General features: G+C 55.4%; 11 protein-coding genes and 3 pseudogenes. 6 read left to right on the top strand and 8 right to left on the bottom strand.

What is annotated here, in order from left to right:
• Positions 1–45 precede the first annotated feature (45 nt).
• The gene (locus NI000_RS13120; protein WP_253411185.1) at positions 46–591 is read right to left on the bottom strand and encodes a CGNR zinc finger domain-containing protein; all 546 of its coding nucleotides are present in this window, start codon (positions 589–591) and stop codon (positions 46–48) included.
• 154 nt (positions 592–745) lie between these two features.
• Here NI000_RS13120 and NI000_RS13115 point away from each other — a divergent pair, with 154 nt between their 5' ends.
• On the top strand, positions 746–1,237 hold the full coding sequence (locus tag NI000_RS13115; protein ID WP_253411183.1) for a DinB family protein: 492 nt from the start codon (positions 746–748) through the stop codon (positions 1,235–1,237).
• A gap of 122 nt (positions 1,238–1,359) precedes the next feature.
• On the opposite strand, the gene NI000_RS13110 is transcribed toward NI000_RS13115, so the two are convergent.
• From NI000_RS13110 to NI000_RS13090, 5 genes are all read right to left on the bottom strand, one after another.
• Positions 1,360–2,301 carry an aldo/keto reductase family protein gene (locus tag NI000_RS13110; protein WP_253411181.1) on the bottom strand — a complete coding sequence of 314 codons (942 nt, stop codon included), beginning with the start codon at positions 2,299–2,301 and terminating at the stop codon, positions 1,360–1,362.
• Between the two features lie 167 nt (positions 2,302–2,468).
• A complete protein-coding gene (locus NI000_RS13105; protein ID WP_253411179.1) occupies positions 2,469–3,563 on the bottom strand; it encodes a GerAB/ArcD/ProY family transporter in 1,095 nt (364 codons plus the stop codon).
• Between the two features lie 16 nt (positions 3,564–3,579).
• Positions 3,580–3,828 (bottom strand): hypothetical protein, encoded by a 249-nt coding sequence (locus NI000_RS13100; protein ID WP_253411177.1) that lies wholly within the window; start codon positions 3,826–3,828, stop codon positions 3,580–3,582.
• A 7-nt stretch (positions 3,829–3,835) separates the two neighbouring features.
• Entirely contained in the window at positions 3,836–5,062 is a 1,227-nt protein-coding gene (locus tag NI000_RS13095) for a Ger(x)C family spore germination protein (protein WP_253411175.1), read from the bottom strand.
• A gap of 50 nt (positions 5,063–5,112) precedes the next feature.
• Positions 5,113–6,678 carry a spore germination protein gene (locus NI000_RS13090; protein ID WP_253411173.1) on the bottom strand — a complete coding sequence of 522 codons (1,566 nt, stop codon included), beginning with the start codon at positions 6,676–6,678 and terminating at the stop codon, positions 5,113–5,115.
• 227 nt (positions 6,679–6,905) lie between these two features.
• On the opposite strand from NI000_RS13090, the gene NI000_RS13085 reads away from it, so the two are divergent.
• The 5 genes and pseudogenes from NI000_RS13085 to NI000_RS13065 all read left to right on the top strand — a co-directional run bounded on the left by NI000_RS13085 (position 6,906) and on the right by NI000_RS13065 (position 11,912).
• Positions 6,906–9,299 (top strand): penicillin acylase family protein, encoded by a 2,394-nt coding sequence (locus NI000_RS13085; RefSeq protein ID WP_253411171.1) that lies wholly within the window; start codon positions 6,906–6,908, stop codon positions 9,297–9,299.
• Between the two features lie 298 nt (positions 9,300–9,597).
• Positions 9,598–10,320, top strand: coding sequence for a sugar phosphate nucleotidyltransferase (locus NI000_RS13080; protein ID WP_253411169.1), 723 nt, complete (start codon positions 9,598–9,600; stop codon positions 10,318–10,320).
• A pseudogene (locus NI000_RS13075) lies at positions 10,317–10,722 on the top strand (GDP-mannose 4,6-dehydratase); the annotation flags it as partial. The gene NI000_RS13080 and the pseudogene NI000_RS13075, both read left to right, overlap by 4 nt.
• Before the next feature lie 208 nt (positions 10,723–10,930).
• Entirely contained in the window at positions 10,931–11,335 is a 405-nt protein-coding gene (locus NI000_RS13070; RefSeq protein ID WP_301292491.1) for a DUF4214 domain-containing protein, read from the top strand.
• Between the two features lie 403 nt (positions 11,336–11,738).
• Positions 11,739–11,912 (top strand): hypothetical protein, encoded by a 174-nt coding sequence (locus tag NI000_RS13065; RefSeq protein ID WP_253411166.1) that lies wholly within the window; start codon positions 11,739–11,741, stop codon positions 11,910–11,912.
• A gap of 10 nt (positions 11,913–11,922) precedes the next feature.
• On the opposite strand, the pseudogene NI000_RS13060 reads toward NI000_RS13065, so the two are convergent.
• Both NI000_RS13060 and NI000_RS13055 read right to left on the bottom strand, forming a co-directional pair.
• Positions 11,923–12,114, bottom strand: a pseudogene (locus NI000_RS13060) (glycosyl transferase); the annotation flags it as partial.
• Positions 12,115–12,305: 191 nt separating this feature from the next.
• Positions 12,306–14,012, bottom strand: a pseudogene (locus tag NI000_RS13055) (collagen-like triple helix repeat-containing protein); the annotation flags it as partial.

Raw genomic sequence — 14,012 nt, 5'->3', positions numbered from 1 at the left:
GCAAAGCATGAGAGAGCCGGGGGTTAAACGTCCGTTGCGGACATATCAATCCCCGGCCTTTTTGCGTGCGCGAAACCGGCGCACCTTCATAAGATTGCCGCATAGTTTGTCGTCGCAGTACCGCTTGGACCGGTTGCGGGTGTCGTCGTAATAAACCCACAAGCAGTCGGGGTTGCTGCATATGCGCATCCGGGCAGGATCTTTGTCGGCCAAAGTCCGTGCGAACGAAGCGGCGATTTCGGCTCTAATCTGCGTCCAGCCGAGCAAGGTCGGCACGTAGTCCAGCCGATAACGCTCGTCCGTCCGAACGATCTGACGAACGACCGGTCCGTCGGCCATGACCCGGTTTAATTCCCCGAGATCGTCCGATTCGGGCTGCGAGCCTGCGGCGAAGGCTTGAACGATGCGAAGCAGCAGCTCCCGCAGCTTTTTCAATTCAACCATCTCTTGAGGCGAAGGCGGGTGAGGGACGGTAAGCCGATGCTCGGACAACCATCGCCCGATCCATTCTGGGCTCTCCAGCCGGTCCTCGCTTCTTCCGCTGCCGCGCCAATCCCGCCACACACTGTTGAGAAAATCATCCCATATCATTGCGATCCCAGCTTTTTTGTCCCTTATTGTAGCATGGAAATATGGCCTGCGCTAGCTTCTATACAATCGGCTTTGTCTGTGGTATATTATGGATGTAACCTCTAAAATCGAAATAGATGGTTACAAATATAGCTAAACGGGAGGAGAAGACGGAATGAACAAGAAGGAGCTGCTCCTGCACGAATGGGATATTTGCTATGACAAGGAAGACTGGTTTCCGCCGATGCGCGAGGCGCTGAAGGGAGTAACGGAGGCCGAAGCCGACTGGCGGCCGGAGGGAGCCGCAGCCAATACGATCCGCGAAACCGTCCGGCATTTGACGTTCTATAAAGAACGTCTGCTAAAACGGCTGTCGGGCGAAGATCCGCACTATCCCGACGGGTTGACCAACGACGATACGTTTGCCGCGTACGGGGAAAGGGAAGAGACTTGGGAGGAAGAGGCTGCCCGTTTGGAACAAGTACATAAGGCCGTTCGGGCCGCGCTTGCAGAGTTAAGCGAAGACGACTTGGAACGGCCGCTCACGAAAACCACGATAGCGCTTACTGTTACGAGTCTGGTCGTACACGACGCGTATCATATCGGGCAAATCGTGCAGATCCGCAAGCTGCAGGGCTCATGGCCTGCGCGGCGCTCTTTCGACTAGCGAAGAAACTGCGTATTTCAGCCATTCCCGGCATCACGGCAAAATGACCCGGGCCTTTCCCGTCAATGCGAAAGGTCCCGGGTCTTTGTGTTGTGCCGTGCGTGCAGGCGCTACTCGGCTGTCTAGTCTTGTATTATGGCTTCGATTTGATCGAGTACGTCCGCAGGCAACACGATGCCGGAAGCCGCGCAGTTCTCCACGACCTGCTCCGGACGGCTGGCGCCGACGAGCGCGCTCGCCACGTTGTCCTGACGCAAAATCCAAGCCAGTGCGAGCTGCGATACTTTGATGCCCAGCTCGTCTGCAACCGCTTCAAGCTGCTCGACTTTGGCCAAGCGACTTTCGGACAATTGCTTCTCGTCCCAGCCTTTGCTCACGGCGCGGCTCTCCTGCGGCAGGGTTTGCCCGCGGCGGTATTTCCCGGTCAGCAGTCCTTGCGCCAATGGGGAGAAGACGACTTGGCCGATGCCTTTGGCGATGCCGGTCGGGATGACTTCTTTTTCAATATACCGGTTGAACAGGTTGTATACCGGCTGGTTGACGACGATGCGGTCCAGCAAATATTTGTCCGCAATCGCATGGGCCTCGATCATCTGGGCGGCCGTCCACTCGCTGACGCCAATATAGAGCACTTTGCCCTGCGTGACCAGATCGTCGAGTGCGCGCAGCGTCTCTTCCAGCGGCGTCTCCGGGTCGAACCGGTGGCAATAATACACGTCCAAATAATCCGTTTGAAGCCGCTTCAGGCTGGCGTGACACTGTTCGATGACATGCTTGCGCGACAGGCCGCGGTCGTTCGGGCCTTCGCCCATCGGCCAGAATACTTTGGTCGCCAGCACATAAGATTCGCGGGGATACGCTTTCAGCACCTCGCCGACGACTTTCTCCGCTTCGCCCCGTTCGTATACGTTAGCCGTATCGAAAAAATTGACGCCTAAGTCGTAGGCTTGTTCGATCGAACGGACGGCTTTGTCGTTCTCCACATAGCCGCCGTACGTCATCCAACTGCCGAGACTGATTTCGCTGACCTTCAGTCCGGTATTGCCTAATTTGCGGTATTTCATTGAAGCTCCGCCTCCCCGAATCGAATATAAGAACATGGCTATTATACCGATAACCCGTCCGGTTTGATAAGTACTGAAAAGTTGTTGCCTTAGTTACTTGAATGTAAGTCATGGCACGGGATAAGGGCTTCGGGAAGGAAAAAATATCGACGGCCGGCGCAGGGAATTTAATTCCGTGAACGGAAGGAGCCGACGATCAACAGCACGAGCGGGATGAGCAGCGAGAAGGTCAGAGCGAAGGCCGTCCACAGCTTTCCGGTCAGCTCGACCATATAAGCCATATTCGGTGAAATGGCCAGTGAATACACGAAGATGATGACCCCGAGCGGCAGGAGCAGCGGCCTGTAGTCCTTGAGCCGGCACAACTGGGCGATACCGAGCGCAATCGCAAGAAGGCACAGCACAAGCTTCATGTAAATGCTGAAAAACCAGATTCCCGCCATAAACGCTTCAATGCGCTGAAGAAAATCGCCGACGTTAATTTTTTTGGCCAGCAAATAGCTCGGATACGTTTCGCGCGCGGCCAGACTGGGGCCCAGAACCAGAATGCTCGCCGCCGTGATGACGAACAGCATCAAGCCGCCGATTCCCGTGCCCGCGACAAAGGCTTGCGCGACCTTGGCTCCCGACGTTCGCTTCACATAAGGAAGAATCATAAGGAAAATGGACAATTCCATGAACGGAAAACCGATGTACGTCTTTACGCCCATGAGAATGGGAGTGATGCCGTGCTCAAATACAGGCTTGGCCTGCTCGATCTTGATCTGCGGGCTCACGAAAACGACCAGAAACAGAAACAAAAAAATGATCATTGGGAACATGAGTTCGCCGATCCTGGAGATCGTTTCCAAGCCATAATAGCCGCCGACGATCAGGATGAACGTGAAGGAAAGCTCGATGATTTCCACCGGTGTGAACTTCAGCATCTCAATCGTTACAAAATCACCGATATCCCGCATGACGATCGCAGCCAGCACGAACGGAAATAATAAGTAGAGCAGCCCTGCGGCCTTGCCGAGCCAAGGTCCCAGCACATGCTCGCTGCACTGTACCAGCGTCAGGTGAGGGTAGCGGTTCGCAAGCGCCACGTAAATCCACACGATGCCGATCCCGAGCACCCAGCCGATCAAAGCGGCAATCCATGCGTCCTGCTTGGCGTGGATACTAAGAACGCCAGGAACGTATAAGATGGCGCTACCAAGGGAGAATAGCGTCACCAGAATGACGAATTGCCTGAGGCTGATAACTGGATTTCCCGGCATGAAACCGACCGCCTTTCTAGGATGATGAGAAACTTTTCAGCAGCTTCACGATCCATTTGTCAACGGGTTCGTATACGAACCGGAGCGCCTCCAGCGGGCTTAACAGCTCGATATCCAGTACCGTGGCGATACAGAGGGCGGTGGCAATGCCGGCCAGGACGAGGAAGACGGCAAGCTCTTTGAACAGCTTTTGTTTCCATAACCGAACGGTGTCCGGCAGACAAAGCAGGAAGGAGGCGACAAGCACCCCCGTCACTTTCCACATGCGAGGCTCATTCCTTTGGCGCCGGTTTTTCCATCTCGCGAATGAACGAATTCCCCACCCGGCCGCTCCGGCGAAGCTTGATATCGGATTTGACATCGACGGTCAGCTTTTGGAAATACTCGGGCCACCGGGCTTTTTCCTTTTTCCAAAAAGCGGGCTCCGAACGGCGCATCACTTCTCCAAAACCGAAAATGTCGGTTTTGAACTGCTGCTGTGCTTTCTTGATGCTGCGATGCGCCAGCTCCTCGATTTTCCGGTTCATCGTATGCTCTAGCTCAAGGACGGGCTTCGCCAGAGACAGGTCGACCTTGGAAGTTTCCACCTCGGCAATATTGCCTTCCCCTGTAATAACGACCTTAATATGAGGGCGGCCGCCTACAAGGGTGCCGGTCGTTTTCGTGCTGCTCTTGATCAACTCATTGCTTACCCGTTCCTTCTTATTCTCGTCCAAAAGCAGACTGCCGACCGTTCCTTTCACATTGCCCTTAATGTAATTGTAGCCTTTGCTGTCCGTTTCATTCATCCAGCCGATTAACCGGTCCTTGTTAAAGACGCCGATGGAGGTGAATTGGAGATGCGTCGGCATCGCGATATTGCCTACGTTTTCATTGGATTTCCCTTTAGCCTGATCGCCTATGACCGAGATGCCGGTCAGCACGGGATGAACGCCTTCTTTGATCAGATCGTCAATTAATTCGTCCAGATGGATGCCGATCGTCGGAGCCCAATATTTTTCCGAATTCTTCAAGGAATCGTACAGCTGATTGGCCGGAATTTTTTCCAACTGGGTGAAGAGGCTAAGAATGGTTTCGGCTGTCGTATGCTTCGAGACGGCGACGTAAAAGTCCGGCCGGAATTCCCGGTCTCGCGAGAAGTAGTCAAGCGCATGGCGGATGCCATCCCGGGCGACCTCCTCGCTCAAGACGAGCAGGCGCACATGCGACAAGTACATGAGCCGCGGCGATTCCACCGTCAGCTTGCGGATGCATTCTGCAATCGTATCGCCCCGCATTTTATAGATCGTAACCGGAGCGTAGGGGACGCCGCTCGTTTTTTTGCTGATTTCGCTTGGATTAACGACTTGGATCGTCACCTGATGCTGGTTACCGGCCTTGTCGATGCCGATCGCCACGGCGATGGCGAGCTCGTTCAGTTCCCGCCGGTTCCAGCAGCCTGTCATCAAGCCGGCGCCGAGGACCAGAAGCAGCATGAGCGGTATGCGTGTTTTTGACATAAGTCTTTCCCTCAAATTCACTTCCTTCACGGTTGCTTCCCGCTGCGCGCTTACTTCGGAGAAGTGTCCGATTTCCGTTCCCGGATCTTATCGGAGGGCCGGAGAAAACGGGGACGCGAGCGCTGCATCCATAGCGGGAAGCGGAAGAATGTATCTTGCTGCTCCTTCCGGCTGTAGGGCGCGAGGGGAGACATATAGGGCACGCCGAAGGAGCGCAGGCTGCACATGTGCAGCGCGATCAATACCATCAATACGAAAATGCCGTACAGCCCGAAAACGGAAGCTCCCGCCATCATCAGAAAGCGCAGAATACGTACAGGAATCGAGATGGAAAAAGAAGGAAAGATAAAGCTGGTAATCGCCGTAATCGAAACGACAATAACCATCGCGGCCGATACGAACCCGGCTTCGACGGCGGCTTGTCCCAGCACGAGCGCGCCGACAATGGAGATGGCCGAGCCGATGGCCCGGGGCATCCGGACCCCGGCTTCCCGCAAAATTTCAAAGGTCGCTTCCATTAAGAAGGCTTCCACAAAAGCCGGGAACGGCACGCCTTCCCGCTGGGCAGCCAAGCTTACGAGAAGGACGGTAGGCAGCATCTCCTGATGGTAGGTTGTGATCGCAATATAGAGCGCCGGACCGAACATGGAAATCAGCAGCGAGGCGAAGCGCAGCATGCGCAGAAATCCGAAATCCGATCGGTTGTAGTAATCTTCGGCCGATTGGAAAAATTGCGTGAACACGACCGGGACCAGCAGCGCTACGGGGGTTCCGTCGACCAGAATGGCGACGCGTCCTTCCAGCAGCCCCGCCGCGACCACATCGGGACGCTCCGTATTGTACATCGTTGGAAAGGGCGTAAACGTCTCGTCCTGAATCAATTCTTCGATGTTGCCGCTTTCCAGGATGCCGTCGATTTCGATCCGTTTTAATCGCTGTCGCACTTCCTCGACCACGTTCTTATTCACAATGCCGTCAATGTACATCAACGCGACATCGGTACTGGTCACGCAGCCGAGCTGTACGTTCTCCACCCGAAGCCTCGTGTCCTTGATCCGTCTGCGAACCAGCGTCGTGTTCATCCGGATTAACTCGGTAAAACTATCCCGCGGACCGCGGACGACCGTCTGCACGTTCGACTCGCTTACCGCCCGGCCTTCCGTCTGTCTCGTATCGACCGTAAGCGCGCCAGCCTCTCCGTCCAGAAGCACGATCGTATGTCCGGACAGCATATTCCCGGTCAAGGCCGCCAGCTCGGTCTCGATTCTCGCGGATGCGACCGTGACGGTGAACTGGAGCAGCCGCTCCATTCCCGACGGCTGCGAGGCCGCGGCATCTGAGATCCCGACTTCCCTGGCTTGGATCATCAGGTTTTCGAGCAGCCGCTGCACGATTTCGCTGTTAGCAATACATTCGGTGTACACGACGGCTGCTTTCGTTTCGCCCGAGGCTCCCAGTGTGAATTCGCGAAAAATGACGTCCGAGCTGTTGCCGAACACCCGGCGCAGCTCGTCCAGATTGTCTTCCAGACGGGAAGACAGACGTCCGCTCGGCTGTGACGGCGGGGGCGGAGCAGAAGCCGACTCGGACTTCGGCCGCTTGGACTTGCGAAGCAACGATAAAAAAGTCAGGAGCAGCACCGCGATCGCCTTCTTTTTTCCAGCGTTTGAAAATTAGTATGAACGGAGGATTGGCAAAGTATGTATGTTCGGCTTCCGTTAGACGAGGCAAGGAAGAACAAAAAATGCGGAGAATAGGAAAAATAAATCCATATGGGAATATATAGAAATATATTGGCCTAATCGAAGGACTGATCATTCATTCATTAAAGGGGGAGGTTCACTTGTCCAAAGCGAAAAAAATACTGCTGTTCTCTTTATCCGGTGTTTTGGCGTTAGGGGCCATCGCAAGCGGAGGCAGCTATTGGTTTGTCCGCCATGCGCTCGCGAAGACCGACGGCGAACTGATTTTGAGCGTATCCAAGCCGGTGTCCGTCATGCGGGACGATTACGGGATTCCGCACATTTACGCTGCGAACGAGCGTGATTTAATGTTTGCTCAAGGGTATGTCCATGCTCAGGACCGCCTTTGGCAGATGGAGCTGGCGCGTCGTTCCGTCAGCGGAACGCTGGCCGAAGTGTTCGGCGAAGCCTTGCTGCCGCAGGACCGGTTTAACCGCACGATCGGGTTCAAACGAATGGCCGACCAACTGCTTCCGAAGCTGGACGAACGGACCAAGGAAGCGCTGCAGGCCTATGCGGACGGCGTCAACGCTTTTCGGGAAACGGGCCCGCTGCCGATCGAGTATACATTGACCGGCGCGCCTTTCGAGCCATGGCGGATCATCGATTCGATCGCCATCGGCAAGAACATGGCATGGTATCTGGGCGATAACGCCGTTACGGAGCTGTTCGTAAGTTCGGCCTTGAAGAAGCTCGGCTTCGACAAGACGCAATCGCTCTTCCCGGAGATCAGGCCGGTTGAAGGAGGAGCCGTCTCTCTGAAGGACGGGGACGCGCGGAAGCTCGTCGGCCTGATTGACGCATCGCGCCGATACGGCATTCCCGGCGAGGGGCTCGGCAGCAACAACTGGGTAGTTGCTGGAAGCAAGAGCGTAACCGGCAAGCCGCTGCTCGCCAACGATATGCATTTGCAGTTGGGCGCTCCTTCAATTTTTTACCAAAATCATCTGACCGTCTCCGGGCAGTACAGCGTAACTGGTGTAGTTTTCCCGGGGCTGCCGGGTGTCGTAGCCGGGCATAACGAGCACATCGCCTGGGGCTTTACCAACTTGAACCCTGACGTGCAGGACCTGTACATGGAGAAGCCGAATCCCAACAATCCGCACCAGTTCGAATATGCGGGCCGTTACGAAGACGCCATCGTGATTGAAGAAATGTATCGCGTCAAGGGAAGAGCGGAGCCCGTTCGGGGCGAAACGGTAATCACCCGGCACGGCCCCATTATTACGGACATCGTCAAGGAAATCGGTTTGTCGGAACAGATCGGCCAGCCTCTGGCTCTCCGATGGACCGCCTATGACACCGGACCCGGCAATGAGATCACCGCCTGGCTGATGATGAACAAAGCCAAAAACCACGGCGAATTTGAACAAGCGATGCGTCTTTTTGCCGCGCCCGCCCAGAACATTGTGTATGCGGACGATCAAGGGAACATTGGCTGGCGGGCAAACGGTCGGATTCCGATCCGCGCTAAGGGGGACGGCATGCAGCCGGTGCCCGGCTGGACCGACGAGTACGAGTGGAAATCATATATCCCATGGGAGGAACTGCCGCACGCCTGGAATCCTTCAGAAGGTTACATTGCCACTGCCAACAACCGTGTGGTTGATGACAAGTACCCGTATTTTATTACCAGCAACTGGTCGGAATCGTATCGCGCCGACCGGATTCACGAGATGCTGCGGGAGAAAGCGCGATTGACGCTGCAAGACATGCAGCGTATCCAGGGGGACTGGGAAAACCTGCAGGCGGTCCAGTATCGGGATATTTGGCTGCCCATTTTGAAGCGGGGCTCCTGGAACGCGTCCCAGCAGCAGGCGCTGCGTACGCTGGAGGAATGGATGCAGGACCCGGTCGACGCCCCCGATCTGGTCGGTCCGTCCCTATTCCACACCACGCTGAACAAGACGATGCAGAAGCTGCTCGAGCCCCAGCTTGGACCGACTCTCTACGCCGATTTCCTGTCTACCGGATTGAGTGGCAGAGCGATAAACGAGCTGTTCGCGGGCAAAAACAGCAAATGGCTGGCAGGCACTGACGGCACGATCGAGCAGGCGCTGCTTGACGGCTTCAAGGAGGCTCTGCGCCTCTTGGAGCAGCAGTTTGGCGGCAAGCAGGAAAAATGGGTGTGGGGAGCGATTCATACGCTGACGTTCAAGCATCCGCTCGGCGCGATGAAACCGCTCAATCTGATGTTTAATGACGGTCCGCACCCGTACGGCGGAAGCAACGTTACCGTCGGCGCTGCCTCCTACACACGCAAAGAGTGGCCCTACGAGGTAGTTGTCGGGGCCCCATGGCGCTTTACGGCCGACCTCTCCAACTTAAAAGCATCGGAGGAGATTATGATCATGGGAGCCTCCGGTCAGCTCGGGAGCGCGCATTATTCGGATCAAACCTCGATGTGGCTCACCGGGCGCTACAAAACCATGTATTTCGATGAGGCGGATGTTGCGGCTCATACGAAAGCGACGCTTGTCCTCCGTCCGCGCTAGAGGAGGGGAGCAAGGTGAGGAGCATTTCTAACCGCAATCGCGGTTGGGGATGCTTTTCCTTTGATAAAGAAAAGGTAACACAAAACTACGGTAGAAACGGCAAGCACAGCGGTTGATGCAAAATGAGAAAGAGGGAAAAGGAGTATGCGAAGTGTTCCCGCCTACCACGCCAGCAAGGATAAGAGCCAATTTTTTCGCCTTATGCGATAAGCGTCCATAAGCTTCTATCAATGGGAGCATATCATTTAACTATGCTAAAAAATATGTCAACCATTGTGCAGAAAGGGGCGGCCGCTTGATGAAAGGAGTTATTCTTGCCGGAGGATCAGGTACCCGGTTAAAGCCGATGACCCGGTTTCTTAATAAGCATCTATTGCCTGTCGGTCCTTACCCGATGATTCATTATGCGATTTCCAAAATGGCCGAGGCGGGAATCTGCGATATTTTGCTCGTTACTGGAAAACATTCCGGCGGATTGTTTATGGACTATATCGGCAGCGGCCGGGAGTGGAACGTCCGTATGTCGTTTAAAGTGCAGGAAGAGCCGGGAGGCATCGCTCAGGCTCTTGCCTTGGCAGAGGACTTCGTGAATCCCGGGGAAAAATTCGTTGTGCTTCTCGGCGACAACCTGTTCGAAGACTCGCTGACGGAGGAATTTGCCCGCTTCAGGGAGCAGCCGGAGCAAGCCCGCGTGTTCTTAAAAGAAGTTGAAGATCCCTGCAGGTACGGAGTACCGGTGATGGACGGCTCGCGCATTGTGCGGATTGAGGAGAAGCCGAAATTGCCGAAATCGTCCTACTGCGTGACCGGCATCTATATGTTCGACGCCGGGGTGTTTGACATCATCCGAACGGTCCGGCCTTCCGCGAGAGGCGAAATGGAAATTACTGATGTGAACAATATGTATGCGACCCGTGGCATGCTCTCCTACGGCATTCTGAGCGGATGGTGGATTGATGCGGGAACCCACCTTTCGTTCAGGGAGGCCGCCCAAAGAATGGCAGGGGAGGCCTCGTCATGAGGCGGGTCCTTGTAACCGACGGGATGGGGTTCATTGGCAGTAATTTCGTGCGTTACTGGCGGGAGCGTATCGTCGTCAATCTCGATCTGCTGACCTATGCGGGCGATTTGCGCAACCTGGATGATGTGGAAGAGGGGCGTCAGAACAAACGTTCTTGGAACGCAAGTGCTGCTGGAAGCGGCACGGCGGCAGGGTGTTGCCCGGCTTATTCAAATTTCCACCGACGAGATGTATGGTACGCTTCAGCCGGAGGGGCTCTTTACGAAGACGGCGCCGCTTGCTCCTAACAGTCCTTACTCGGCAAGCATGGCGGAGGCGGATCTGCTTACCCGCGCGTACTTCGAAACGTACGGTTTCCCCGTGATCGTCACCCGCAGCTCGAATAACTACGGACCTTTCCAGTGACAAATGTCGATTGGAGCGGTTATATTAGTTGTTCGGACAGAAAATCCGCATTGTTCCGAACGGGGGAGATGTACAGGATTTTCCTTTCTACGACAGCACGTCGAAGATGAGCTTTAAGCATTCCCTCGGTCTTGGCGGCAAAAGTTAAGACCGTAACTGATTTTTCGAAGACGATTTATTCGCTCAAAAACGACCCTTCCTTGCGCTGGAGGTTGTCTGTTACCGGACTATCGGTCCGGAAACGCAGTTCATCGAACAGCTATACTGGGAAATGCTGCATAGGCAGCCGGACCCAGAGGGGATGCGGGAGCATGCGGCCGATCTTCTGTATGGGACGGTTTCCCGGATAAAGCCGTTCGAAACGGTCGTTTTTAGCGAAGAGGCCGCCTGGGTAACTTCCTGGTTTCAACTGTCGAATTTAATGTACGAAGCGCCGACCATCGGGACGTTGCTGCGCGGGCTGCTCCGTCAGGACAATGCGCCATGCGTAACAGGTCTTTATCGCGAGTTGTTATGTAGGAAGCCAGATCAGGAGGGCTTGGCCTGCCATTTATCTGCGCAAGCTTCCGGCCATTCAAGGTTTGCTTTGTTTTGCCAATTCGTCACTTAGGAGTGCGCGCGGATTCTGTCGCTGCCGAGTTCCCGCCCTCTCGCGCATAAGATATTCTTGCACATTCTTTGCAAACATCAGACAGGGGCTGTACACTAAGCGATACTGCGTTATCAGCAAAGGCAGGCTATTATCTGCCTTTTTGTTGTTTAGGGAAGCACAGTTGCCTGTAATAGTTGGCACTAATGCGATAGAGGCCGGCAAATGCTCCGTAATCGATTGCAGCCGGACAGCGGCTTCACGGCCCAATAACCGCTTATGGTCAATGTGAAAAGCACAAAGGACAAGCTCTTAGTCCGGCAGGTACTTATAAACGCCATAATCTGAACGTCATGCTCAATCATGGATTTTCCTTGCCTCGGGCGAGATGGTACATACTGCTCTTCCTGCTGGTTCAACAAATATGGAAAATGCAATGGTGGACGTTGTTCCACCTTCTTTAATCGTTTGTCCATGCAAGGTTGAAGCATGGTTCGCCAACAGAAATACGTTTGTGCCAGATAAATGGTCGAGCTTTCCTTTTGTCCCCGAGATAATCACCACGCAGCCGGGAACGGTGGATATTCTGCTCAAGTAGGAGCAGATAATCGACCTTTGGTAAGATTCTGAAAAGGCTCAAAGTAAACGGTGCCGGGTATGCCGCGCTCTGTGCAAGGATTTCCAATAATTTGCTGTGTTCCGTCTGTAGAGCCTGTATCGTAAATCGAAACGTAATCGATGATGGATTTTGCTGCATCCAAGCATCTTGCAATAATTCGCCATTCATTTTTGATAATCATGCAAAGGCAAATTTTCCAACGTTTGGTGATAAAGGTATAGGATTGATCACGATGTATCCCTCGTTTTTTACAGTTTCCGAGCTATAGATTAAAAAACTGGCTGTCGAGAGAAGCCCTCGACAGCCAGTTCATATTGACGGAACTTATCTGTTATAAATAAAGATCATACGGCCGGATGCACAAGTTTCGCCTTAAAGCGGCCCTTGCGGTCCTTGTTCGCCTTGCGGTCCTTGAGCGCCAGTAGCACCGGTTGCACCGGTTTCACCTTGAGGCCCTTGAGCACCAGTAGCACCTTGCGGTCCTTGATCGCCTTGAGGCCCTTGAGCACCAGCAGCACCGGTTGCACCAGTAGCACCTTGCGGCCCTTGAGCGCCAGTAGCGCCGGTAACACCTTGCGGTCCTTGTTCGCCCTGAGGTCCTTGAGCACCAGTAGCGCCAGTAGCACCTTGCGGTCCTTGGTCGCCTTGAGGTCCTTGAGCACCAGTAGCGCCGGTAGCACCTTGCGGTCCTTGGTCGCCTTGAGGTCCTTGATCACCGGTAGCGCCAGTAGCACCTTGCGGTCCTTGATCGCCTTGAGGCCCTTGAGCACCAGTAGCGCCGGTAGCACCTTGCGGTCCTTGATCGCCTTGAGGTCCTTGAGCACCAGTAGCGCCGGTAGCACCTTGCGGCCCTTGGTCGCCCTGCGGTCCTTGAGCACCAGTAGCGCCAGTAGCACCTTGCGGTCCTTGTTCGCCTTGAGGCCCTTGATCGCCGGTAGCGCCAGTAGCACCTTGCGGTCCTTGATCGCCCTGAGGTCCTTGAGCACCAGTAGCACCGGTAGCACCTTGCGGTCCTTGTTCGCCCTGAGGCCCTTGATCACCCGTAGCGCCAGTAGCACCTTGCGGTCCTTGTTCGCCCTGAGGCCCTTGAGCACCAGTAGCGCCGGTAGCACCTTGCGGTCCTTGATCGCCTTGAGGTCCTTGAGCACCAGTAGCGCCAGTAGCACCTTGCGGTCCTTGGTCGCCCTGAGGCCCTTGATCGCCGGTAGCGCCAGTAGCACCTTGCGGTCCTTGATCGCCCTGAGGTCCTTGAGCACCCGTAGCACCGGTAGCACCTTGCGGTCCTTGGTCGCCCTGAGGCCCTTGATCACCAGTAGCGCCAGTAGCACCTTGCGGTCCTTGGTCGCCCTGAGGCCCTTGAGCACCCGTAGCACCGGTAGCACCTTGCGGTCCTTGTTCGCCCTGAGGCCCTTGATCACCAGTAGCGCCAGTAGCACCTTGCGGTCCTTGGTCGCCCTGAGGCCCTTGATCACCAGTAGCGCCAGTAGCACCTTGCGGTCCTTGGTCGCCTTGAGGCCCTTGAGCACCAGTAGCGCCGGTAACACCTTGTGGTCCTTGATCGCCTTGAGGCCCTTGAGCACCAGTAGCGCCGGTAGCACCTTGCGGTCCTTGATCGCCTTGAGGTCCATGAGCACCAGTAGCGCCAGTAGCACCTTGCGGTCCTTGGTCGCCTTGAGGCCCTTGAGCACCAGTAGCGCCGGTAGCACCTTGCGGTCCTTGATCGCCTTGAGGTCCTTGAGCACCAGTAGCGCCGGTAGCACCTTGCGGTCCTTGGTCGCCTTGAGGCCCTTGAGCACCAGTAGCGCCGGTAGCACCTTGCGGTCCTTGATCGCCTTGAGGTCCTTGAGCACCCGTAGCACCTTGCGGTCCTTGATCACCCTGAGGTCCTTGAGCACCCGTAGCACCTTGCGGTCCTTGATCACCCTGAGGTCCTTGAGCGCCAGTAGCACCTTGCGGCCCTTGATCGCCCTGAGGTCCTTGAGCGCCAGTAGCACCTTGAGGTCCTTGGTCTCCTTGAGGTCCTTGAACGCCAGTAGCACCTTGCGGCCCTTGGTCGCCTTGAGGTCCTTGAGCACCGGT

The sequence above is a fragment of the Paenibacillus tyrphae genome (genome assembly GCF_024158745.1).
GTDB lineage: Bacteria > Bacillota > Bacilli > Paenibacillales > NBRC-103111 > Paenibacillus_G > Paenibacillus_G tyrfis_A.
Note: the sequence above shows the minus strand (reverse complement) of the source record. Positions and strands in the feature narration are given on the sequence as shown.

Excerpts from the sequence above, each read along its gene's own strand:
- NI000_RS13080 (WP_253411169.1), top strand. The coding sequence starts at position 9,598 with ATGAAAGGAGTTATTCTTGCCGGAGGATCAGGTACCCGGTTAAAGCCG.
- NI000_RS13120 (WP_253411185.1), bottom strand. The coding sequence starts at position 591 with ATGATATGGGATGATTTTCTCAACAGTGTGTGGCGGGATTGGCGCGGC.
- NI000_RS13110 (WP_253411181.1), bottom strand. The coding sequence starts at position 2,301 with ATGAAATACCGCAAATTAGGCAATACCGGACTGAAGGTCAGCGAAATC.
- NI000_RS13065 (WP_253411166.1), top strand. The coding sequence starts at position 11,739 with ATGGAAAATGCAATGGTGGACGTTGTTCCACCTTCTTTAATCGTTTGT.
- NI000_RS13095 (WP_253411175.1), bottom strand. The coding sequence starts at position 5,062 with ATGTCAAAAACACGCATACCGCTCATGCTGCTTCTGGTCCTCGGCGCC.
- NI000_RS13115 (WP_253411183.1), top strand. The coding sequence starts at position 746 with ATGAACAAGAAGGAGCTGCTCCTGCACGAATGGGATATTTGCTATGAC.
- NI000_RS13100 (WP_253411177.1), bottom strand. The coding sequence starts at position 3,828 with ATGTGGAAAGTGACGGGGGTGCTTGTCGCCTCCTTCCTGCTTTGTCTG.
- NI000_RS13105 (WP_253411179.1), bottom strand. The coding sequence starts at position 3,563 with ATGCCGGGAAATCCAGTTATCAGCCTCAGGCAATTCGTCATTCTGGTG.